Annotated in this window: 16 protein-coding genes; 9 read left to right on the plus strand and 7 right to left on the minus strand. The window is 70.4% G+C overall.

What is annotated here, in order from left to right; all coding sequences use genetic code 11:
• Nucleotides 1–4: 4 nt before the first annotated feature.
• The 6 genes from IO33_RS0134785 to IO33_RS49725 form a co-directional block, all read right to left on the minus strand.
• On the minus strand, nt 5–2,212 hold the full coding sequence (locus IO33_RS0134785) for a hypothetical protein (RefSeq protein ID WP_031172531.1): 2,208 nt from the start codon (nt 2,210–2,212) through the stop codon (nt 5–7).
• A gap of 19 nt (nt 2,213–2,231) precedes the next feature.
• The gene (locus tag IO33_RS0134790) at nt 2,232–2,840 is read right to left on the minus strand and encodes a hypothetical protein (RefSeq protein WP_031172533.1); all 609 of its coding nucleotides are present in this window, start codon (nt 2,838–2,840) and stop codon (nt 2,232–2,234) included.
• A 63-nt stretch (nt 2,841–2,903) separates the two neighbouring features.
• Nucleotides 2,904–5,891: an ATP-binding protein gene (locus tag IO33_RS0134795; protein WP_031172535.1), complete on the minus strand. Its 2,988-nt coding sequence runs from the start codon at nt 5,889–5,891 to the stop codon at nt 2,904–2,906.
• Nucleotides 5,892–5,945: 54 nt separating this feature from the next.
• Nucleotides 5,946–6,428, minus strand: coding sequence for a hypothetical protein (locus tag IO33_RS0134800; protein ID WP_031172537.1), 483 nt, complete (start codon nt 6,426–6,428; stop codon nt 5,946–5,948).
• Nucleotides 6,429–6,468: 40 nt separating this feature from the next.
• Nucleotides 6,469–6,732, minus strand: coding sequence for a TrbC/VirB2 family protein (locus IO33_RS0134805; RefSeq protein WP_031172539.1), 264 nt, complete (start codon nt 6,730–6,732; stop codon nt 6,469–6,471).
• 62 nt (nt 6,733–6,794) lie between these two features.
• The gene (locus IO33_RS49725) at nt 6,795–8,432 is read right to left on the minus strand and encodes a conjugal transfer protein (RefSeq protein WP_107069455.1); all 1,638 of its coding nucleotides are present in this window, start codon (nt 8,430–8,432) and stop codon (nt 6,795–6,797) included.
• A gap of 315 nt (nt 8,433–8,747) precedes the next feature.
• Between IO33_RS49725 and IO33_RS0134815 the strand changes: the two genes are divergently transcribed.
• The 9 genes from IO33_RS0134815 (at nt 8,748) to IO33_RS0134855 (ending at nt 17,751) form a co-directional block, all read left to right on the plus strand.
• A complete protein-coding gene (locus IO33_RS0134815) occupies nt 8,748–9,293 on the plus strand; it encodes a hypothetical protein (protein ID WP_031172542.1) in 546 nt (181 codons plus the stop codon).
• Between the two features lie 30 nt (nt 9,294–9,323).
• Nucleotides 9,324–9,938 (plus strand): hypothetical protein, encoded by a 615-nt coding sequence (locus IO33_RS0134820; protein ID WP_051927133.1) that lies wholly within the window; start codon nt 9,324–9,326, stop codon nt 9,936–9,938.
• On the plus strand, nt 9,935–10,957 hold the full coding sequence (locus tag IO33_RS0134825) for a hypothetical protein (protein ID WP_031172546.1): 1,023 nt from the start codon (nt 9,935–9,937) through the stop codon (nt 10,955–10,957). Before IO33_RS0134820 ends, IO33_RS0134825 begins: the two co-directional genes overlap by 4 nt.
• The gene (locus IO33_RS0134830; protein ID WP_031172547.1) at nt 10,954–11,319 is read left to right on the plus strand and encodes a DUF4913 domain-containing protein; all 366 of its coding nucleotides are present in this window, start codon (nt 10,954–10,956) and stop codon (nt 11,317–11,319) included. Before IO33_RS0134825 ends, IO33_RS0134830 begins: the two co-directional genes overlap by 4 nt.
• Before the next feature lie 261 nt (nt 11,320–11,580).
• Nucleotides 11,581–12,255, plus strand: a complete 675-nt coding sequence (locus IO33_RS0134835) for a hypothetical protein (RefSeq protein WP_031172549.1) — start codon at nt 11,581–11,583, stop codon at nt 12,253–12,255.
• Nucleotides 12,256–12,261: 6 nt separating this feature from the next.
• Nucleotides 12,262–14,328: a peptidoglycan DD-metalloendopeptidase family protein gene (locus tag IO33_RS0134840; RefSeq protein ID WP_031172551.1), complete on the plus strand. Its 2,067-nt coding sequence runs from the start codon at nt 12,262–12,264 to the stop codon at nt 14,326–14,328.
• A complete protein-coding gene (locus tag IO33_RS0134845) occupies nt 14,329–15,747 on the plus strand; it encodes a PQQ-binding-like beta-propeller repeat protein (RefSeq protein WP_031172553.1) in 1,419 nt (472 codons plus the stop codon).
• 4 nt (nt 15,748–15,751) lie between these two features.
• Nucleotides 15,752–17,482 (plus strand): type IV secretory system conjugative DNA transfer family protein, encoded by a 1,731-nt coding sequence (locus tag IO33_RS0134850; protein ID WP_031172555.1) that lies wholly within the window; start codon nt 15,752–15,754, stop codon nt 17,480–17,482.
• Nucleotides 17,479–17,751: a DUF6406 domain-containing protein gene (locus IO33_RS0134855; protein ID WP_031172557.1), complete on the plus strand. Its 273-nt coding sequence runs from the start codon at nt 17,479–17,481 to the stop codon at nt 17,749–17,751. Before IO33_RS0134850 ends, IO33_RS0134855 begins: the two co-directional genes overlap by 4 nt.
• Nucleotides 17,752–17,803: 52 nt before the next feature.
• On the opposite strand, the gene IO33_RS0134860 is transcribed toward IO33_RS0134855, so the two are convergent.
• Nucleotides 17,804–19,480 (minus strand): PA14 domain-containing protein, encoded by a 1,677-nt coding sequence (locus tag IO33_RS0134860; RefSeq protein ID WP_031172559.1) that lies wholly within the window; start codon nt 19,478–19,480, stop codon nt 17,804–17,806.
• Between the last annotated feature and the right edge of the window lie 36 nt (nt 19,481–19,516).

Below are 19,516 nucleotides of genomic sequence, written 5' to 3' on the forward strand. Positions count from 1 at the left end.
GGGGTCAGACGCGGCCGTTGGGGCCGCGCGGGTCCCTCGGTGGGGTCGGCGCCGGTGGACGCGGGGCGGCCGGGGACCCGGGCGCCGGGGTGCGCGGCGTGGACGGCCGTGGCACGGTCGGCTGCTGCGGCGCGGGCTGATGCGGCGCCATGTGCTGCCGTGCGGGCGGCGGTGTCTGGACGGTCGGCCGGGGCGGCTGCGGCTGCGGCTGCGACGCGCCCGACTGTGCCGGCGCGGCGGGCTGGCGCGGTTCCGGCTGTGCCGTGGGCTGGAGGGTCTTCTGACCGCTGGAGCCACTGACCCGTCGGCCTCGGGCGGGAGGGACAACGGGTGCCTCCTGCGCCGCAGCCGCAGCCGCAGCCTCGCGGCGCTCCCGCGTCTCTTCGTTGACCATCTTCGCCGTCTCCGCCTGCTGCTTGGCCGTCTGCCGCTGTTCCCGCTTCGACTGGCCGATCCAGCCCCACTGCTGGAGCTTGTCGCGGCCTCGGCCCTTGGCGACGACACGGTCCGCGGTCCAGGCGGCACCCTTGGCCGTGGAAGCCACGACACGGCCGGACGTCTTGGCCGTGCCCGATACGGCCCCCGGTGCCATGGCGGCCGCCTTGTTCGCCGCGTCCCCGATGCCCAGCGCGTCGTCCGCTCCCGCCACCTGCGGGGTGAACTTCCCGGACAGCAGGTTCTTGAGCAGCACGACCACGGCGATCGTGACCAGGAGGAGCATCAGCAGCTGTACGCCCAGCGGCTCCGGGAGCGGGAGGATCAGCTGGTAGAAGAGAAGCAGGATGGTGAGGATCACGCCGAAGCCGGCGCGCAGCACGAAGCTGTGGACGAAGGTCTGCCACCAGCCCCTGAGCAGCTTCTGCTGGGTCGGGTGGATCGCGATGGTCGCGATCAGGGGCAGCAGGATCACCATGATCAGCGTGACCGCGTGCCACAGCAGCGTGAGGGCGCTGAGCACCATCACCATGATGCCGACGATCAGCGAGGCGACCAGGGCGTAGACGCCCATGCTGATGCGGGCGCCGGGCTTGTCGCCGCTCCACATCTCGTAGACGTCGGGGGGCTCGTTCTTGGCGACGTAGTTACGAACCCATCCGTAATCATGCTCCTTGTCCTTCATGACCTGGTCGGTGACTTGCTTTTTGCTGCCGTCGGGATACAGCTCGAAGTTGTTCAGCGACTGAACGGAGACCTGCCTGACACGCAAATCGTCGCAATAAGTCTTTGCAAGATCACATTTGACGTGGTCGTTGCCGTCCTTCCAGGGGATGGGTGTCTTGCCCTTGTCGCCGAACTGGCCTATGGCCCAGGGGCGGAAAGCCAGGGTGTCGTACATGGCGCAAGTGGATATACGCATGCCGCGCCGTGGCACGCCGTTCGGCAGGGCACAGGGGGGACTGATGTCGCCCGTCGCACTGCTCAGTACCGCCTCGGCCAGTGCGGCGTTGCCCTGCGCGATTCCGGAGTCGGCCTTCTGGACCACCGTCGTGTAGTTGTTGTCGACCAGGAAGGCGGACACCGCGATCACGACGAAGGCGGCCCATCCCACGCCCGACCAGACCTCGCGCATGTCGCCCTTGCGCCATTTGCCGAACACCCACAGACCGGTGAGCAGGATCATGGTGGGGACGGCCACCTTGAACACCCTGTTGTTCAGGCGGTCGACGACGCTGTCGTGTCCCTCGACGGTGTGCTGGTAAAGCGCGGCGAGCGGGCTCGGGTTGGACGCGATCTCCTTGAGGCTGATCGCGGCCCGGCTGACGAACTTGCTGATGTCGAAGATCGCCTGCGCGATGGTGTTGCTGATCGCGTTCTGGATGCTGCAGTCGTCGGCGTGGTCACCGTCGCGGCCGTCCCTTGCCTCATCCTGGCTCTGCTGCGTGGCAGCCCAGTTAAGACCCCGCATGCCGTCGATCTCGTAGAGCGTGTAGTCCGCGGGGGTCCTGGGCATCGGTTCGGCCCCGGAGATCAGACCGTGCGAGCTGTCCCATTGCTTTACCGCAGGGAAGATGTTCTCTCCGCCGGCGCCCGGCACGTCCGCCCGCTGGTTGATGCTCTGGTCCACCCAGTCGCAGGCGCTCGTGCCGAACATGGCATTGGCGGACTGCGGTGTGGAGAGAGACAGCGCGATCACGCCGAGCACCACGAACAGAATGGCGCGCGCGGCGACACCGGTACTGATGACTGCCTTGCGCAGGGGGTGGGTCAGCATGCGATGTCCTTAGGACGGATCAGAAGCGGGAGAAGTAGTTGGTCACAACGCACCCGTCCACCAGCGCGGGCTCCTTCTTGTAGCCGCTGGGCATCTGGAACTTCGGATCGCATGTGAAGTACTTGAGGCCGGACGCCTGCAGATCGTGGGCCGTTTCGGCGCCACCGGGGACCACCAGGAAGTTCTTGCCGACCAGGACGCCCCTGGTGAGGCCGCTGGTCTTGTAAGCGGCCTGGAACTTCTTCATGTCCACCAGGGCCATCGTGGTGGAGTCGGAGTAGTTGTCCCTGCAGACGTAACGCTCCTTGACGCCCCAGACTGCCGCCGGTCGCTCGTCGGGGATGTCCCAGGCCGGATCGGTGCCGCTGAAGCTTCCCGCGTCGTACTTGTCGCCCGACTGCAGGTCCAGGCAGGAGCCGTGCTGATTGAGGATGTCGGAGATGTCGGCGACGCTGGTGGCCGAGGGCAGTCCGCCTGCGGCGGCGCCGCCGGTTGACTTGCCGTCACCGTCGCTGTTGCCAGCCCCGGCGGCCACACCGCCGCTGTCCTTGTTGTCGTCGCCGCACGCGGCCACGGACGTCGACAAGACCAGGAGGGCGCCCACAGCCAGGGCTCGCTTGAGTCGCATGATGATGTCCTTCTGCCTTACTGGGGGACGTGGTCGGTCAGGACGCGTTTCGGGTCGTGGGGGTCATACGGCTGCCGACTCCGCCGCCACGGCAGTGGGCTGCGCCGGGTCCTCCTCCGCCTCCTGCAGGAACGTCCAGTCCCAGACGCTGAGCGGCGGATTGACGCCCTGCCGGGTCGGGCGGGTCGTGCCGTTGGTGTCCGTCGCGGCGAGGATCTCCTTGAACACCAGGTCGACGGCGACCGTGCCGACCCGCTTGTCGGCGTCACGCTGGAGGCAGACACCGGTGCGGAGTTCCTGCAGGGCGGCGATGACCTTCGGGTCGTTCTCGGGGCGGCCGAGGAGCGGGGCGACCAGAGAGGCCTCCTGGGCCGACTTCTGCTTGAACGCGAACACCGTGTGGATCTGGTTGGCGCCACCGCTGCGGGCCTCGGAGTCCTCGATCTGGACCAGGTCGATGGCCTGCTGGGTGATCAGGACGGTCACGGCCAGGTAGGAACGGCCCTGCTTCAGGGCCCGGCGCATCAGGTCCCGGCCCGACTCCGTCGCCGTGACGACGTACGCCTCGTCGACGAAGAGGGCCTTGGGGCGCAGGCCGACCTGACCGGTGACCGGGTTCTTCTCGTAGCCGACGTCCAGCATCTGGCTGCCCAGTTCCACGACCGCCATCAGGGCCGTCGCCGCCAGACGTTCCGCCGGGTTCCAGTTGCGCGGGTCGGACGCCGCCGGCGACTGGAAGCCGCGCATGGTGATGACCGTACGCCGCTTGCGCATGCTGGACAGGGGCTGCGGGCGTTCCGCGAACGACAGGCGGGCGTACGGCAGGGTGCGCAGCTCGGTGAGGAGCATCTGGGCGAGCTTGAGGTCCTTCGTCGCCTCCCTGTCGCCCGTCGCGACGGCGTGGTCGTAGGCTGCGACGACCTCGTCGACCACCTGCCACAGGGTCGGCCGGGGCACCTGCTGCTCGGCCTCGCGGGCCGAGTAGCCCTGCTCGACCGCCTGGCGTATCGCGGAGTTGTAGCGGCCGACGACCGTCGCCATGCCCTCGATGACGGGCAGCCGTACGCGCTGGTAGTCCTCGTCTCCGAGGAAGCCGCGCAGCATCGACTCGGCGAGGAGCCGGCCCGCGGGCACATCGCGGGCGATCACCCACGGGTCCAGTACGCCTGCCTGGCCTTTGAGGAGGTCGACGACCTCCGTCTCCGCCCAGAACTCCGGGTTGACCGGCTGGAACGCGCTCTGCGGAGTGCCGAGGATGCCGGCCTCCGCGTCGGCGGGGAACGCCGGGTCGTTCACCTGGGCGCCGAAGGCCAGGTAGTAGCACATCTGGGCGAAGTCGGTCTTGGGGTCGATGACCAGGCAGCGGACGCCCGACTCCGACTCCTCGTAGAACTTCTGCAGCGCGAGCGAGGACTTGCCACCGCCGGACGCGCCGACGATGGCCAGGCCACCGCCGTCGTTGCGGGCCGGACCGACGTGCAGCGAGTAGTGGACCGGCATCTTGCCCGCCCAGCCGACCAGGTTGCCGACCCAGCCCAGGCGCTTGCCGGAGCGGGTCTCGGGGTTGTCACCCAGTTCGGTGCCCGCGGTGGGCAGGCCGGCGCCGAGCTGCTCGACCTCCTGCAGCCGCAGGTAGGGGGCGATCGGCAGCTTGGGCGCGTCACCGGGCAGCTGGGACTGCAGCAGGCGCCACTGCTGACGGGTCGGACGCAGCAGCGTGACCTTCAGGTCCTGCTTGAACTGCATCTCCAGGACGCGGCGGCGGCGCTCCAGCTCCTTGACGTCGGGGGCTGAGATCGTGAAGCGGATCTGCGCCTCCATACCCGGCATCTTGTGCTCCTCGATGTCATCGACGAGCTCCTGAGCGCGGGTGACCTGGCTGGCCAGCTTGGTGTCGGGGGTGCGGCCGGAGTTGGCCATGTCGTTCATCTCGTCCACGAGGTTGCCGCGGATCTTGTCGGCGCGGTCCTTGAACTTCGAGTACGGGATGAGCGTGAACCGCATGTCGATCTCGACCGGGAACTCCACGTGCTGGGAGGCGTAGCGGGCCCACGCGGTCGACTGGCGGAAGCGGGTCTCGGCCGGCCAGTTGGCGGCCACCAGGGTGGTGGTGTAGCTGGTCTGCTGTTCGCCCGTGACCTCGTCGTACTGATGCAGCACGATGTGCGTCTTGCGGTTCTCACCGGAGAAGTCGACGACCAGGTCGAACTGGTCCGGGCCCCAGGCACGCGAGCCCAGGATCGGCTCCGGTGGCACGGGCAGGTCGCCGTGCAGCGGCTTGCGGATCAGCCAGACGAGTTCCTCGCGGGTGAGCGGGGTGCCCTTGAGGCCCTCCAGGCTCTCGTGCACCTCGATCGCGGTCTGCGTCCACTCCGCGAGGACGGAGGGGGACAGGCGCTCGTCCGCGACGCCGGTCGCGACGGAAGCGGCCTGGTCGGCCGTGCCGCGTACGCCCTGGAGCAGTCCGGGCTCGTCGTAGGGCTCGTCGTCCTGGGACAGGACCCCCGTACCGCCGCTGCTGCGCTTGAGGGAGCCCAGCTTCACCAGGAGGATGTTGCGCTCCCGTTTGGCGCCGATGCGCTCCTGGTACTCCGCCTTGCGCAGGTTGTAGGCCTTGTAGTTCTCCGTGGGCTCCCAGGCGACGGCGTTCAGCTCCTCCGCCCAGGTCAGCGCGGTGATCGGCTGGTACACCTTGCGGTAGTGGCACTCGACGTTGCGGTCGCCGCGGGCGAGGTTGAGCAGACCGCGGGGCGGGCCCTCGGCCATGGCCTGCAGCTCGGTGGCGTTGAGGTACTCGTCGATGGCGGTGGGCAGCACGAGGCCGGTCCACACCGAGTCGCCGTGCACGAAGATCATGTCGTCGGCGTAGCGGTAGGGCAGCCGGAGGTCCTCGCTGCGGGCGGACGACGAGTCGGAGCCCTTGGAACGGGACTGGGACGACCGTGTCTGGCCGCCGCCCTGGCCCTGCTTCTTGTTGCTCGACGACGCGGCCATGATCATGGCGACCACGAAGAAGGCTGCCGCCGCGCCCAGAAGGATCAGCATGAACATGGAGGAGTCACCCTGCGGTAGTTGACGTAGGACAGTGAGAGGCCGGCGAACGGGTCAGCGGCGTGCCGAGAACGCGGTGCCGCGTTCGGCGGCGGCCTGGCGTGCGGTGTCGTACCGCTCCTGCCAGCGGGGCGAACCCGGAGTCCAGAGGATGACCTGCCAGTGCAGCTCCTCCGGTTCACGGTCGGCGGCGAGCCCCTGCAACCGCTTCGGCTGGAACCAGTAGTCGGCCCACACCACCAGTTGCTGGCTGAGAGTGAGCGCCGAAGGCAGCGGCCGGCCCCAGACGAAGTAGACGGCGAACGGCGGACCGAAGTAGATGATCGACGTCCACATCGACAGCGCCAGGAAGGGCAGGAAGGCCGACATCGTGAACAGCGTGATGAGCCACACCAGGCCGAAGCCGAAGGCCGCGCCCAGCGCGGGCAGCAACAGGCCCGGAAGCGGGATGTTGCCCCAGTTCCAGATCCGCTTCGGGCGGTTCACCAGGTCGGTGTGGTCGTAGGCGACCAGTGGCTCAGGTGCTTCCTGCGTCAACGCTGCGCACCTCCCTTCCGCTTACGGCGCTCGGTGGTGGTCAGTTGCCGCCGCCGATGTCGCTGCCGAGACCGATGAGGAGGGAGGCGAGGCCGGTGGCGCCGCCGATGATCAGCGCGGCGAGCGCGATCATGCCGAAGCCCTGGAAGGCCTCGCGCATGCCGTCGCCGCGCTTCATCGACAGGAGCATGCGGATACCGAGGATGAGGAGGGCGATGACGGCGACCATCGTGCCCGCGTTGCGGAGGATGTCCTCGATCCGGGTGAACATCCCGGTCATATCGTTGTTGGCGGCCAGGTACATGGTGGTTCCTCTCGGGATGACGTTCGGTGTGCCGGGACGGCGGCCGACGGGCCGGCCGTGGGTCAGGACTTCTTGGGCCGCTTGTCCTTGGAGGACTGCGTGGTCGTGGAGGGGGACGAGGACGGCGAGGGGCTGTCGCCGGCCTGGTTGCCGGTCTGCTCCCCGTCGGACGAGTCGCTCTGTTCGTCGTCCGCCCGGCCGCCCTGCGCGTCCAGCACGCCGCCGCGGATGTCCTGGATGAACCAGCCCTGCGCGGTGTTCACCACCGTCAACCGGTACGCGCGGCGCACGGTCCGGGACAGGCCGTCACTCCACACGACGACCGCCTGTACCTCCACGGTCTGGCCGGCCTTGTAGGTGTACGGGCCGTTGCCCTGAGCACCCTTGGGGACCAGCGCCTCCACCGTGTCGAGCTTCGGTGCGCTCAGCCGTCCGTCCAGGCCGGAGGTGGCGAAGGTCGTGGCGTCGGGCGCCGTGAACCGGGCCATGGCGGTGGAGTCGGACTTGCCCCAGGCCTCGAAGTAGCCCGGCAGCACCTGCTGCTGGAGCTGCGTCGAGAGGTTGTCGTCCACCGCCTCCTCCTTCTTGCTGACATCCGGGGCGTCCGCACGGACCGGCATCGGCATTTCGCCGACGTCACCCGCCACGCGCATGCCCTCGCCGGTCTTGAGGTCCTTCACGTAGACGGGCACGGTGAGCGTGGTGAGCTGGCCGTCCCTCGTGCGGACCTGCACCCCGATGTAGCGGCCGTTGGCGCCGTACTCGGGAAGCTGCTCGGCCGTGCCGTCCCAGGTGGCGGAGACGGCGGTCTGGATCCCCTGGCCGTTCCAGCCGCAGTCGGGGTCCACACCGGCAGAGGCGTACCGGGCGAGGTTCTTGCGCCGTTCGTCGGCCTTGGCGGGGGAGAACGTCATGCACAGCAGGGCGTACTGCTCGGCGAAGGTCGCCGCCTGCTGGGTCGGGAAGTCGGTGAGCCGGTACTTGGCGGCGTCGGCGGCGTCGAGACCGGCCGTGGAGGCCCCCGACGACTTGCCGATCACCAGCCCCATCACACCGCACGAGCCCAGTGCGAAGACACACGTGGTGATGAGGAGGGTGGCGCGCAGCGCGACGTGTGTGCGGCGTCCGCCGCCGGGGATGCGGCCGCCGGGCCGGGGGACGTCGAAGTCGCGGGAAGGGCGGGACGCCGTCGCCGCACCCGCCTTGGCGGCGGGCGCGGACGCAAAGGCACCGGCAGCTTCGGGGGCGGCAGAAGGCGTCACTGCGGCGGCCGCGGGAACATGAGCGGCGGTCGCCGCCGGAGCATGGGCGGCGGACGCCTGGGCGGTGGCCGGCTTCGCCGGGGCGCCCTTCTTACGCTGTTCCTTCGCCGCCTTCTTCTGCTCGTAGGCGGCCTTGCGCGCCGCCCGCTCCCGCTCGCGCTTCTCCTTCTTCGACTCGCCCTGCGGACGTGTCTCACGCGGCGGCAGGGTCGGGACGGCGGCCCGCCCCGCCTGGGGCGAGTTGCGCACCCAGGCCGCGGCGACCTGCGCCCGGGCCGCGTCGGAAGGCAGCTGCTGGGGCTGGGGGTGAGACGGCTGCGGGGTGGTGGACTGGCCCTGGGCCTGCTGTCCTCCCTGGGCCGGCCACGCCTGGTGCTGCGGCTGTTGTGGCTGCTGTGGAGGACCGAAGGACCCGGGCTGCCCGTTGTGGTCTGTCATCGAGTCGGTTACTCCAGCGAGTCGGTTTCCCGTCCGCCTGGGCGGGTCGGCAACCGCACCGCACGACGGGCCCTGTCCCGGCCAGGTGCGCTGGCAGTGTGGCAAAGACCCGTGTCCGGACCGTGGTCGCTTTTCCCGGCGGGAGTCGGGGAATTCCCGAGGCGCCGTCCCGGAGAAACCGGTCGGGAAAACTTTCGGGGACATGCCGGGAGAGGGCTTCGGTGTACGGAACGGCGCCCGGCCCACAATGCGCGGGGTACCTCTGCCGACGTACCCGCACCTGGAACCGACACGGACCCCGGCGAAGGACGAGAGTTGAGCGACGACAGCGGGCAACCGCAGCAGCCCGATCCGCGCGCCTGGGGCGCAGCGCAGCAGGTGCCCACGGTCCAGTACACCCCGCCGGCCGCGCAGGTCCCCCTGGCTCCGCAGGCCGTCGAGGCTCCGCAGGCGGCGCAGGTCCCGCAGGTCTTCCCGGCCGAGCACGCCTGGGTGGACGGCTACGAGCCCGGCAATCCCTGGCAGGCCCGCCTGTGCGTGCAGACGCCGTACGGGATCTTCGCCCACCCCCTCACCCCCCACACCATCCCCGAACTCCTCGAACAGATGGTGCTGGTGGCGCAGGAGCAGCAGGGGCTGCCGGTCGGCATCGACACGGATCCCGCCGCGGAGGCGCCCGCCGCGGACGCGGAGGACGAGGAGGAGCAGAGCCTGGGGGACCGTCTCCACGGCGGCCGCGCCGCGCGGCTGACCGGCTGGGCGGTCGTCCATGACCTGTGGGAACGCGAGGATCCGACGGCGCGGATCGTGATGGGCGCGATCGTGGTGGTGCTGTTGCTCCTCGGTATCTTCCTGACCTGACCGTCCGCTCGACCGACCGGGAGAAACCACATGCTGACGGAGACGACGGGACGCACTCCGCAGGCCCTCGCCACCGAGCTGGCCGTGCTGCGGGAGGTCGACTGGGCCTCCGTGTGGGCGGGTCCGCCGCAGGGCGGGAGCGAGCTGCGGCAGTGGTGTGGGCGGTACGGCTGGGAGCCGCTGACGTTCGACCGGCAGCTGGTGGTGCGGGGGCGCAGCGGGGGCGAGCTGACGCTCTACTCGAACGGTCAGTGGAGCCCCGTCTCCAGCGTGCGCTACGACGCCTGGCAGGTGCGGGCCGGCGAGGCGGCCGAGAACGCCTCGGTGCTGAGCAGCGCAGACCAGGCGTGGCCCGGCTACCTGGATGCCGCGGTCGGCGTGCTGGGTGCTCCCGTGTGGGCGGGCTCCTGGGACGCCGAGGACTTCCCGGAGCCGCCGACGCCGGCGTTCTGGAGGGACCGGCAGTCCCGGCTGAGCAAGCGCAGCCCGTACCGGCTGGCCTACTGGGCACCCAGGAGCGCGGACGGGGCCGTTCTCGTCCTCGACCAGTCGGTGTCGTTCCCCACCTGGACGCAGGACCTGCCCGGCGGGTCGATGATCTGCCTCACGGCCCGCGCGGCCACGGTGACCGGGGGCGCCGGGTGAGCTTCGACTCCCCTCCCACCAGGGAGGAGATCACGGAGGCCGAGGCCCGGCAGCGTGCCTACCGCCAGGCGGAGCCACAGTCGCAGGAGGCGGGCGAATCGGTGGCCCAGCGCATCTACACGGACTGGCGGGAGGCGCATGCGCAAGGCCGTGACGTGCCGGACCTGATGTCCTTCGTGCGGGACGTGGCGGGCACCGGGTCCGTCACCCGCGAGGACCGCGGTGAGGTCCGTGCCTTCTGGTCGTACATGTCGCAGCCCGAGGGGGCGTCCGAGCCGATCGGGCACCGCTACCTGGCGCAGGCGTGCGGCAGCTCCCGTGGCTTCCAGGTGCTGGAGGACACCCCGGCCGGGAGCCGGCTCGACTCGTACCAGCTCTGGAACGACCACGTGAAGGACGCCCTCGTCCGGGACTACGGGCTCGACGAGGAGGCGGTGAACGCCCTCGCGCCCGAGGTCTGGTCCACCGTCTCCCAGCGTTACGCCGAGGCCGCTCAGGGACCGGTCGTCGCCTTCGCCACCGACGTCGCCGCGTTCTCCGTCCTCGGCAAGGACGAACTCCCGCGTCTGCTCGCCCACGAGCAGGTCGGCAAGGACAACATCAAGTTTCCGCTGCCCGCGCCCCGGCATGAGCATCTTCCGCCGGAGATCGACGCTTTGATCGCCGACGACGCGATGCGGGCGCAGGTGCTCATGGAGGACTTCGACCCCCGGAAGTCCCCGAAGGAGTTCGCGGCCAAGCTCGGGGGCGTCGACGTGCCGGAACGGCTGCGCGACGACCATGAAGCCGCGCTGGGGCGACTGCAACTCGCTGATTCCTACGAGGAACTGAACGCCAAGGGGAGTGCACCGCAGCCCGCCGCGGTGAACGAGTTCCTGCCCGGCGTCGCGATCCGCCCCGTCGCCATGCCGGCGGCCCCGCGTGGTCCGACCGCCGGTCACGGAGTCCTCAACCCGGCCGCGGCCCTGTCCCTGCCGCCCCCGATGCCCGAGCAGCAGCCCGCTGGAGTGGAGCGATGACCGCAGCCGCAGAACCGACCGAGGAAGAGCCGCAGTTCTACTTCGCGGACGTCTACGCCTTCGTCTCCGACTACCTCTCCCAGATGATCCGCCGTCGGGTGAACGGCACCTCCACCACCTGGTGCCCGGCGTGGTGGGAGCACCCCGAGGCCGGCGCCCGGCTCTCCGCGATGTGGCTGGCCTGGGAACACCTGCGGCAGGACCCGGCGCTCGGCATGTCGACGTGGTGGCTGCACCACGCCGACCCGCATCTGAGGATCCTGATGGACCCCGACAACGGCCCGTTCGCGGCCTGTTCGCCCAAGGACGGCCACACGGCGTACCCGTTCGATCCTCTGCCGGTGGACGCGCGACCGGAGTGACAGGTGGGCGTCGGCTTCTGCTCGGTGCCCCAACCGGTGGGGCGCGCGTGGTCCTTCGCCCACGGCTCCGCCATGACGTGGACCGGAAGATAATCCCGGGCATCCGCTGAAGGCACCCGCCGGACACCCGCTTTCCTCTCGTTTCCCGCGCCCTCCCGCCCTTTTCCCCGCGGGGAATTCCCGCCGCCCCGGCCGGCCGACCTCCCCCTACCGTGTCCCGGTCACCCGCCGTACCGGCTCGCACTAGGGAGGCGCGGGAACGTGGAGTTGCCTGAGGAGAACAAGCGCGCGGGGCTGCTGGCCCTGGCCGTGCTCGGCGTTCTCTTGGTCGCCGTGCTCACCGTGTTCACCGTCTTCGACGGGAGCGACGGAGGCGACGGGGGCGGTGGTTCCCCGGCGCCCACCCTCACGAGCGGACAGGGCGGTTCGGGCTCGGACGGAGGCGCGGACCAGGGCGGCGGTGACGCGAAGGGCGGTGCGGTCAAGCCGATCATCACGTCCGCCGAGGCCTCCGACGCACATGAGGCCATGGCCCAGTACATGGCCGGTCTCAACACCTACGACCACAGCAGTGACACGGCGTCCTGGAGCGCCCCGCTGCTGCGTCTGACCACGGACGACATCCGGATGAAGCAGCTCACCTCCCTGCCCACGGGCAAGGCGTGGGCGACCTGCCGGGCCGATCGGTGCTCGTCCAAGGGAACGGCCGTCGTCGTGCGCGACGCCGTCGTCTCGGACGATCTGGTGCGCGACAGCGGCCGGTCGATCTCCAGCCTGGTCAGGGTGACCGCCACGCGTACCGCGGGCGGCAGGACCACCACGGAGTCCAACCGATGGCTGGTGTCCGTCAAGGAGGTCGGAGGCCATTGGCTCGTCTCGGGATTCGACGTCTTCGGCCTCGGTGACGTGGGCGCCTCCGACGATTCAGGGGCGTGAGCCGGCATGGTTGCTCCGGCAGTGCTGGCCGCCGCCAGCAGGGCGGCGAAGGTCGCCAAGGCGGCGAAGGCGGCCAGGCAGGCGGGTCAGGGCGGCAAGGGTCCCGAGGGGGGCAAGAAGAACAACCGCAAGTGGATGTGGATCGTCGGCGGCGGCTTCCTGCCGATCGCCGGGATCGTCGGTCTCGTCTTGGTGCTGCTGGGCGCCATGCTGGGAGGCATGTCGGCCGGTGTGGCCGCGGCCTCCTGCGAGGACTACTCGGACAACGCGAGCGCCGGCAACACCGGTGACGCCGCCGCCACCAACCCGATCATGCCCGCCGGGAAGGTGTACATGCCGAGCGCGACGGCCCGGAACGAGATACCCCCGAAGATGATCCTGGCGGCCATGCGCGCCGCCGCGCGCTACGACGGCCTCGACTGGACGCTCATCGTCGGGCAGATGTACCAGGAGACCAAGTACGGTCAGGACCCCTCGGCGGCTCCCGGCGGCGCCAACTCCCTCGGTTACATGGGCATCCTGCAGTTCGGCCACCCCGCCTGGAACCAGTACGGCGCCGACGGCAACGGCGACGGCAAGAAGGACCTGTACAACGTCGACGACGCCGCCTGGGGCGCCGCCAACTACCTGCACGCCCTGCACGCGGAGTCCCAGCCGTGGAAGGCACTCCTCGGCTACTCGGGCTCCACCGCCTCGAACACCATCTACCCGCGGGTCGTCCTCACCCAGGCCGCCCGCTACCGCGGTGTGCTCACCGGCGACAAGGACCTCATCAAGCGCTGGTACGCGCATCTGAAGGAGACCATCGACAAGAACCCCTCCTTCCCGACCCTCGGCAAGAAGTCCGACATCCCCGAGCCGGTCGGCAACGACGCACAGCCCGGCTCGGCGCTGTCCATCGCCTCCTCACCGCCCCGTTCCTGGTCGACCCCGCCACTGGACGGCGGCGACAACAGCGGCGTCACCACGGCGATGGCTCCGGCGGCGTACACCACCGCAGTGACGCCGGCCGCCTTCGCCGACAAGAAGCCGGCCGCCACCGGCAAGGACTGGCAGTGGCCCATGAAGCAGGGCACCTACACGCTGGGGACCCGCTACCACGAAACGGGCGCCATGTGGAGCCTCGGCTACCACACCGGCCTCGACCTGGTGGCGTCCGCGGGCACCCCGATCTACGCCCCTGCCGACGGCAAGGTCGTCCACGCGGGCCCCGGTGGCAGCTACGGCAACATGACGGAGATCCAGCACGCGGGCGGCGTGATGACGCTGTACGGCCACCAGACGTCGATCAAGGTGTCCGTCGGGCAGCAGGTCAAGCGCGGCGATCTGATCGGCACGGTCGGCGCGACCGGCAACGTCACCGGGCCGCATCTGCACTGGGAGGTGCTCCTGCCCGGCGTCGACAACCCGTTCGTGGCCGGTCAGGACCAGGGGCCGGGCATGGTCGACCCCGAGGACTGGATGAAGGGGAAGGTCACCGCCGACCCCGACTACGGGACCGTCCCCGGCTCGGACAAGGGGGGCAGGGACGCACAGTACGCGGAGTGCGCCGAGCAGCACGGAGGCGCGTCCGTGTCGCCCGACGGCGCCGGTGCCTCCGGCGTCATCCCCGACGCCGACGACCCGGTGGTCCGGGCGGTCCTGAGCTGGGCGCAGCGCGGGATCGGTGTGCCGTACGTGTACGGGGCCCCGCGGCTGCAGGGCGAGAACCCGACCAGCTTCGACTGCTCCAGCTTCACGCAGTGGGCGTACTACATGGCCAGCGGTGGGAAGATCAACATCGGTGGGACGACGTACGAGCAGCAGCCGTACCTCAGCAAGTACAAGGTCTCGCTCTCCGAGGCGCAGCCCGGTGACGTGATCTTCTTCCGGCCGGAGGGCAACGGCCGCTCCGGGCACGTCGGTCTGGTCTGGGACCCCAAGGGCCACAAGATCCTCCACGCTCCGCGGCCCGGCAAGACGGTGGAGTTCAGCACCTGGGACGTCCAGGACACGATCACCGGTGTCTACCGCGTGCCGATCCCCAAGGGCACCGACCCGGTCGAAGGCAATGGAAAGGAAAAGGGAGCGTAAGTGACTAGGCGTCAGTTCGTCGCCACCGCCGCTGTGATGCTGTCCCTGGGCGTGCTCACGGGCTGTGGCGGAGGCGACGGCAAGGAGGCCGACGCGGGCGGCCGTCCCACCGCCGGGGCATCGGCCTCCGCCACCCGGCAGGCCTGGCCCGCCTACAAGGGGGCCGCTCTGCCGGGACTGGCCAGGACACCTGTCTGGAGCGTGGCGGCACGCCATGACAACGGCTGCCCGGGCGACCCGGCGGCCAAGGCCGCGGCCCATGTCGCGGGTGACTACGACCCACAGACCTGCGTGATCGGTGACGCCGTCGTCCTGACCGAGGATCTGTCCAAGACCGACGACACGAACCAGACGGTCGACCGTCACTACCGCGTCCGCCTGTACGACGCGCACACGGGCCGGGTGCGCCGTACGGTCGACACCGACACCCCCGGCGCATGGCCGACCGAGCGTTCCGGCGGCGCCTCCGCGTACGTCCAAGTGACCAGTTGGAAGGACGGCTCGCCGGCCCTCCTGGTGGTGGACGGCGACGAAGTCCCGGCCGACGGGCTGAAGAAGGCCACGGTCAGGACGACGTACACCGCGTACGCACCCTCCGGAGCGGTCCTGGGCCGCTCCTCGTACACCGGCGAGGAGTACACCGATCTGACCGCGGAAGCAGGCCATCTGCTTCTGAAGGAGGGGTCCGGCACCAGCACGTACGCGCCGATCGGCGGCGGGGCCGCCGTCCAGGTGCACGACCGGGGCGACGACCAGGACCCGCTCGGCAGCGGCTTCGGCTACTACGTCCACAGCACCTACGACATCGTGGACGGCAGCGGCAGCAAGTTGGTCGTCGGCGACCGCCGTACGGGCAAGGAGATGTGGACGCTCGACGACGTCGGTCGTCCCGCCGCCCTGGCCAAGGACGACGGTGACAACCCGCCCGTGCTGCACCCGCTCACCGCCGACAAGGGCCTGCTGATCTGGGACCTGCCGGCCGGTTCCGCGCACGGCGCGCTGCTCACGGTGGTCGACCTCAGGACCGGCCGGCTGCTCGCCGAGGGTCCGCAGGTGGACACGGGCAACGTGGACCGGTTGCAGACCGTCCTGTCCGCGGACGGCTCCACCGCCGTCACCCGGATGGGGGCGGGCGCGGTCGCCTGGAACGTGACCACCGGCAAGGAGCTGTGGCGGCAGGGGGAGGACGAGCAGGGCCTCACGCCGCTGGCACTGCCGACCGACAAGAACCTCTTCGCCGACGCCGGTCCGGACCTCGGACTGACAGCTGTGGACATGGCCACCAGGAAGGTCCTCGGCAAGAATCTCGACGGCGACGCCGACGGCCCGGGGGACGGCTCGGCGCTGCAGTTCACCGCCGACGGCTACGGTGTGCTGTTCGCCGGCGACTTCTTCGTCTTCGCGCCGCAGAAGGGATAGAGCGGTGACCACAGAACAGCAGAAGAAACCCCGCGCCGAAGACGACTGGACGACCGAGATCGTCATCCTGATCGTCGTCGTGCTGCTGGGCGTCGGCGGTGCCTGGCTGGCCGCCAAGGTGGGCGCGTCGTTCGCCCACGCGGCCGAACCGCCCGGCAACCCGCTGTCCTTCCTCGTCGCCATGGTCAAGGGCGACTACAGCTGGCCCGGTTCGGCCGCCAGCGCGGTCGCCGCCGGGGAGGCCGTCGTCCTCGGCATCCTCGGTCTGGCCGTGTACCGGTTCCTGCAGCGCCGGAAGAACAAGCCCGACGTCGACGGCGCCGCCCAGCACCTCGCGAAGGGCGAGGAACTGGGCAAGCTGACGATGAAGGGCGCGGCGGCCACCGCCGAGCGGCTCGGCGTGCAGGCGAAGACCCCGGGCGTGTTCATCGGCCGGTCCGTCAAGGGCCGCCAGCCGCTGTTCGGTTCGTACGAGGACATGCACGTCGACATCTGGGGGCCGCGCACCGGTAAGACCACCCGGCGGGCGGTTCCGGCGATCCTGGACGGACCCGGCGCGGTCCTCGTCACCTCCAACAAGCGGGACATCGTGGACGCCACGCGCGGTCCGCGCGCCGCCCGCGGCCCGGTGTGGGTCTTCGACCCGCAGCAGGTGGCCGCGGAGGCGCCGAGCTGGTGGTGGAATCCGCTGTCGTACGTCACCGACGTCGCCAAGGCCCGCAAGATGGCCGACCACTTCGCGTCCGGCTCACGGGACGCGAACGCCTCCACCGACGCCTTCTTCGACCCGGCCGGCCAGGACCTGCTGGCCAACCTGCTGCTCGCCGCCGCCTGCGCCAAGGCACCCATCACCCAGATCTACAGCTGGCTGTCCAACCCCAAGGACGACACCCCGGAGCGGATCCTGCGCGGTGCCGGGCACACCATGGCCGCCGACGGGCTGAACGGTGTCATCACCGCCCCCGACAAGCAGCGCAGCGGTATCTACGGCGTGGCCCAGCAGATGGCGTCCTGCCTGATCAACCCCGAGGTCAACCGCTGGGTGACCCCGCCCGCCGACCCGCGGGCGCCCGAGTTCGACCCGCACGCGTTCGTCCGCACCGGCGGCACGCTGTACTCCCTGTCCCGCGAGGGCCGGGACAGCGCGGGTCCGCTGGTGACCGCGCTGACCGTGGCCGTCGTCGAGGCGGCGGAGGAGTACGCCACCACCCAGCGCGGCGGCCGCCTTCCGCTGCCGTTGATCGGTGTCCTGGACGAGGCGGCGAACGTCTGCCGCTGGCGCTCCCTGCCCGATCTGTACTCGCACTACGGCTCGCGCGGCATCATCCTGATGACGATCCTGCAGTCCTGGGCGCAGGGCATCGAGGTGTGGGGCGAGCGCGGCATGGAGAAGCTGTGGTCCGCGGCGAACGTCCGGGTGTACGGCGGTGGCGTCTCGGACACCCGCTTCCTGGGCGATCTGAGCGAGCTGGCCGGCGAGTTCGAGCTGCGTGAGTACCAGACCAGCCGGGAGTCGGAGGCGTACGGCTGGTCCGGCGCCCGCACGGTCAGCGAGTCCGTCCGCCGCGAGCGGGTCCTGCAGGTCTCCGACCTCGGCGCGATGCCGCCCGGCCGCGCCCTGGTCCTCGCCTCCGGTACCAAGCCGGTCCTGGTGGAGACGATCCCGTGGTGGGAGGGCCCCTACGCCGCCGAGGTCCAGGCGTCCCTGCGCAAGTACGACCCGGGGGCGCGGTGACGCGGCCGGGGGCGGAAGAAGTCACCCTGCGACCCTCCGAACAGCTCAGGTGGGGCATCGCCAAGTTCAGCGTCATGCAGGTCAACAGACGCCCGGGGCAGTTCCCGACGGTCCGGCTGTACGTGTCCTCGGGCGGTGCGGGCGCCCACCACGACCTCGTACCCGGTGACGTCTTCCCGGTCCAGGGCCAGGAATGGAAACTCGACCGCATCGAGGACCTCGACTCCCCGTCGGGACGCTGGACGGTGGTGCTCGCCCGGGCGAAGTGAGCGGCGGGCGCAGGAGGGAGGGGCCCGGAGTGCCGGGCCCCTATCGTCGCGCTCAGGGGGTGAGGATCGCGTGGTCCGCTCCGGGCGCCGACTCGGTGCCGTCCGTGTACCGGGCCGTCACCCGGTAGTACTGGGTGGTGCCGGCCGGGGCGCCGTTGTCCACGTAGGACGTCTGCTCGGTGGCCGCCAGCTTCTCGTACGCGTGCGTGTCCGCGTTCCAGCGGTAGACCTCGTAGCCGGTGGCATCGGCCACCGTGTTCCAGGTCAGCCCGACGACGCCGTCCTTCGCGAAGGCGTCCACGTCGACCGGTGAGCCCTCGGGCGTCGGCACGCTCGGGGTGGTGTCCCGCTCGGTCGCGACCACGATGTTCGGCGAACGGGTCCACTCGAAGTGGGAGTTCCAGTCATCGTCCACCGCGTCGACGAACAGGCAGCGCTCCTCGCCGTCCGGGAGGGTGGGGTAGTCGTAGGACGTGGTGTCGGTGAACAGCCACTCCACCTGGTGGGCCGAGCAGACCTTCTCCTCGTCGTCGCCGATGAGTTCACCGGCGTAGACGACGTACCGGGCGAGGTCGGGTGTCGGGTTGGCGTCCCACGTGAGGTGGAAGCCGTAGCCCGTGGGGGTGACCGTCAGTCCGGTGACCGCGGACGGCGGAGTCTCGTCCAGGTGCACGCCGCTGACCGTGGCCGACCGTCCGGACTCGTTGCCGGCGGCGTCGACGGCCGTGACGCGGTAGTAGTAGCGCGCACCCAGGCTGCCGGACGTGTCGAGGTGGGACGGTTTGTCGGTGGTGGCGATGCGGGTGTAGGCGCTGTCCGCGCTCGTGGCACGGTAGACGCGGTACGAGGTCGCCTCCGCCACCGCGCTCCACCTGAGGCTCACGCCCTTGCCGCCGCTGCTGCCCGTCACCCCGGAGGGCACGGCCGGCGCGATCCGGTCGACGGTGGTCACGGGCTGGTCCGTCGTGCCCGCCGACTCGTTGCCGGCGCGGTCGTAGGCGCGGACCTCGTAGTAGTAGGTCCCGCCCGAGCGCGGCAGGGTGGCGTCGGTGTACGACGTGGAGGTGGTCGTCGCGAGCGGCGTGGCGCCGAACGGCGTGCCCTGCGCGCGCCGGTAGACGCGGTACCCCGCGAGGTCCATCTCCTTGTTCCGGGCCCAGCTGGTCCTCGCCTTGCCGGTCGCCGCGTCGTACGTCACCGAGGTGCCCGTGGGCACGAGGGGCCTGACGCTGTCGGCGGTGGCCGACAGCCGGGGCGCGTACGTGAAGGAGACGGCCGCGGTGCCGGTCCAGTTGACGTGGTCGACGCGGAGGGTGTGCCGGCCGGCGGGGACGGTGACGTCGACCGTCTTCTTCTGTGGGGTGGAGACGTCCTTCCACAGGTCGATCTTCCGGGTGCCGTCGAGGTAGACCCGGATGCCGTCCTGGGCGGTCGCGGCGAGGGTGAAGGGGCCGCCGGAGCCGAAGTCGCGGGTGACGGTCCAGCGGACGCCGAAGCCGTCCTTCGGCAGACCGGTGGCGGGGGCGCCGCTCCAGGTCTGGTCGACGGCGCTGTCGCAGTCCGTCTTCTTCGGTGTGCCCAAGAACGTGGTGTTCGCGTAGAACGTCCGCGTGTACGTCGGCGAGGTGCACGCCGTGGCGGCGGAGGCGGGCGTGGTGACCGCGCTCGACAGACCGCCGGCGGCGGCGAGTACGACGGCGGCGGCGGTCACGCGTCTGGCTGGGTTCATTCGGTTCTCTCGTCGGGTCGTGGGGCCGGGGAGGGG

This window comes from Streptomyces durhamensis, from assembly GCF_000725475.1.
GTDB classification, from domain to species: Bacteria; Actinomycetota; Actinomycetes; order Streptomycetales; family Streptomycetaceae; genus Streptomyces; species Streptomyces filipinensis.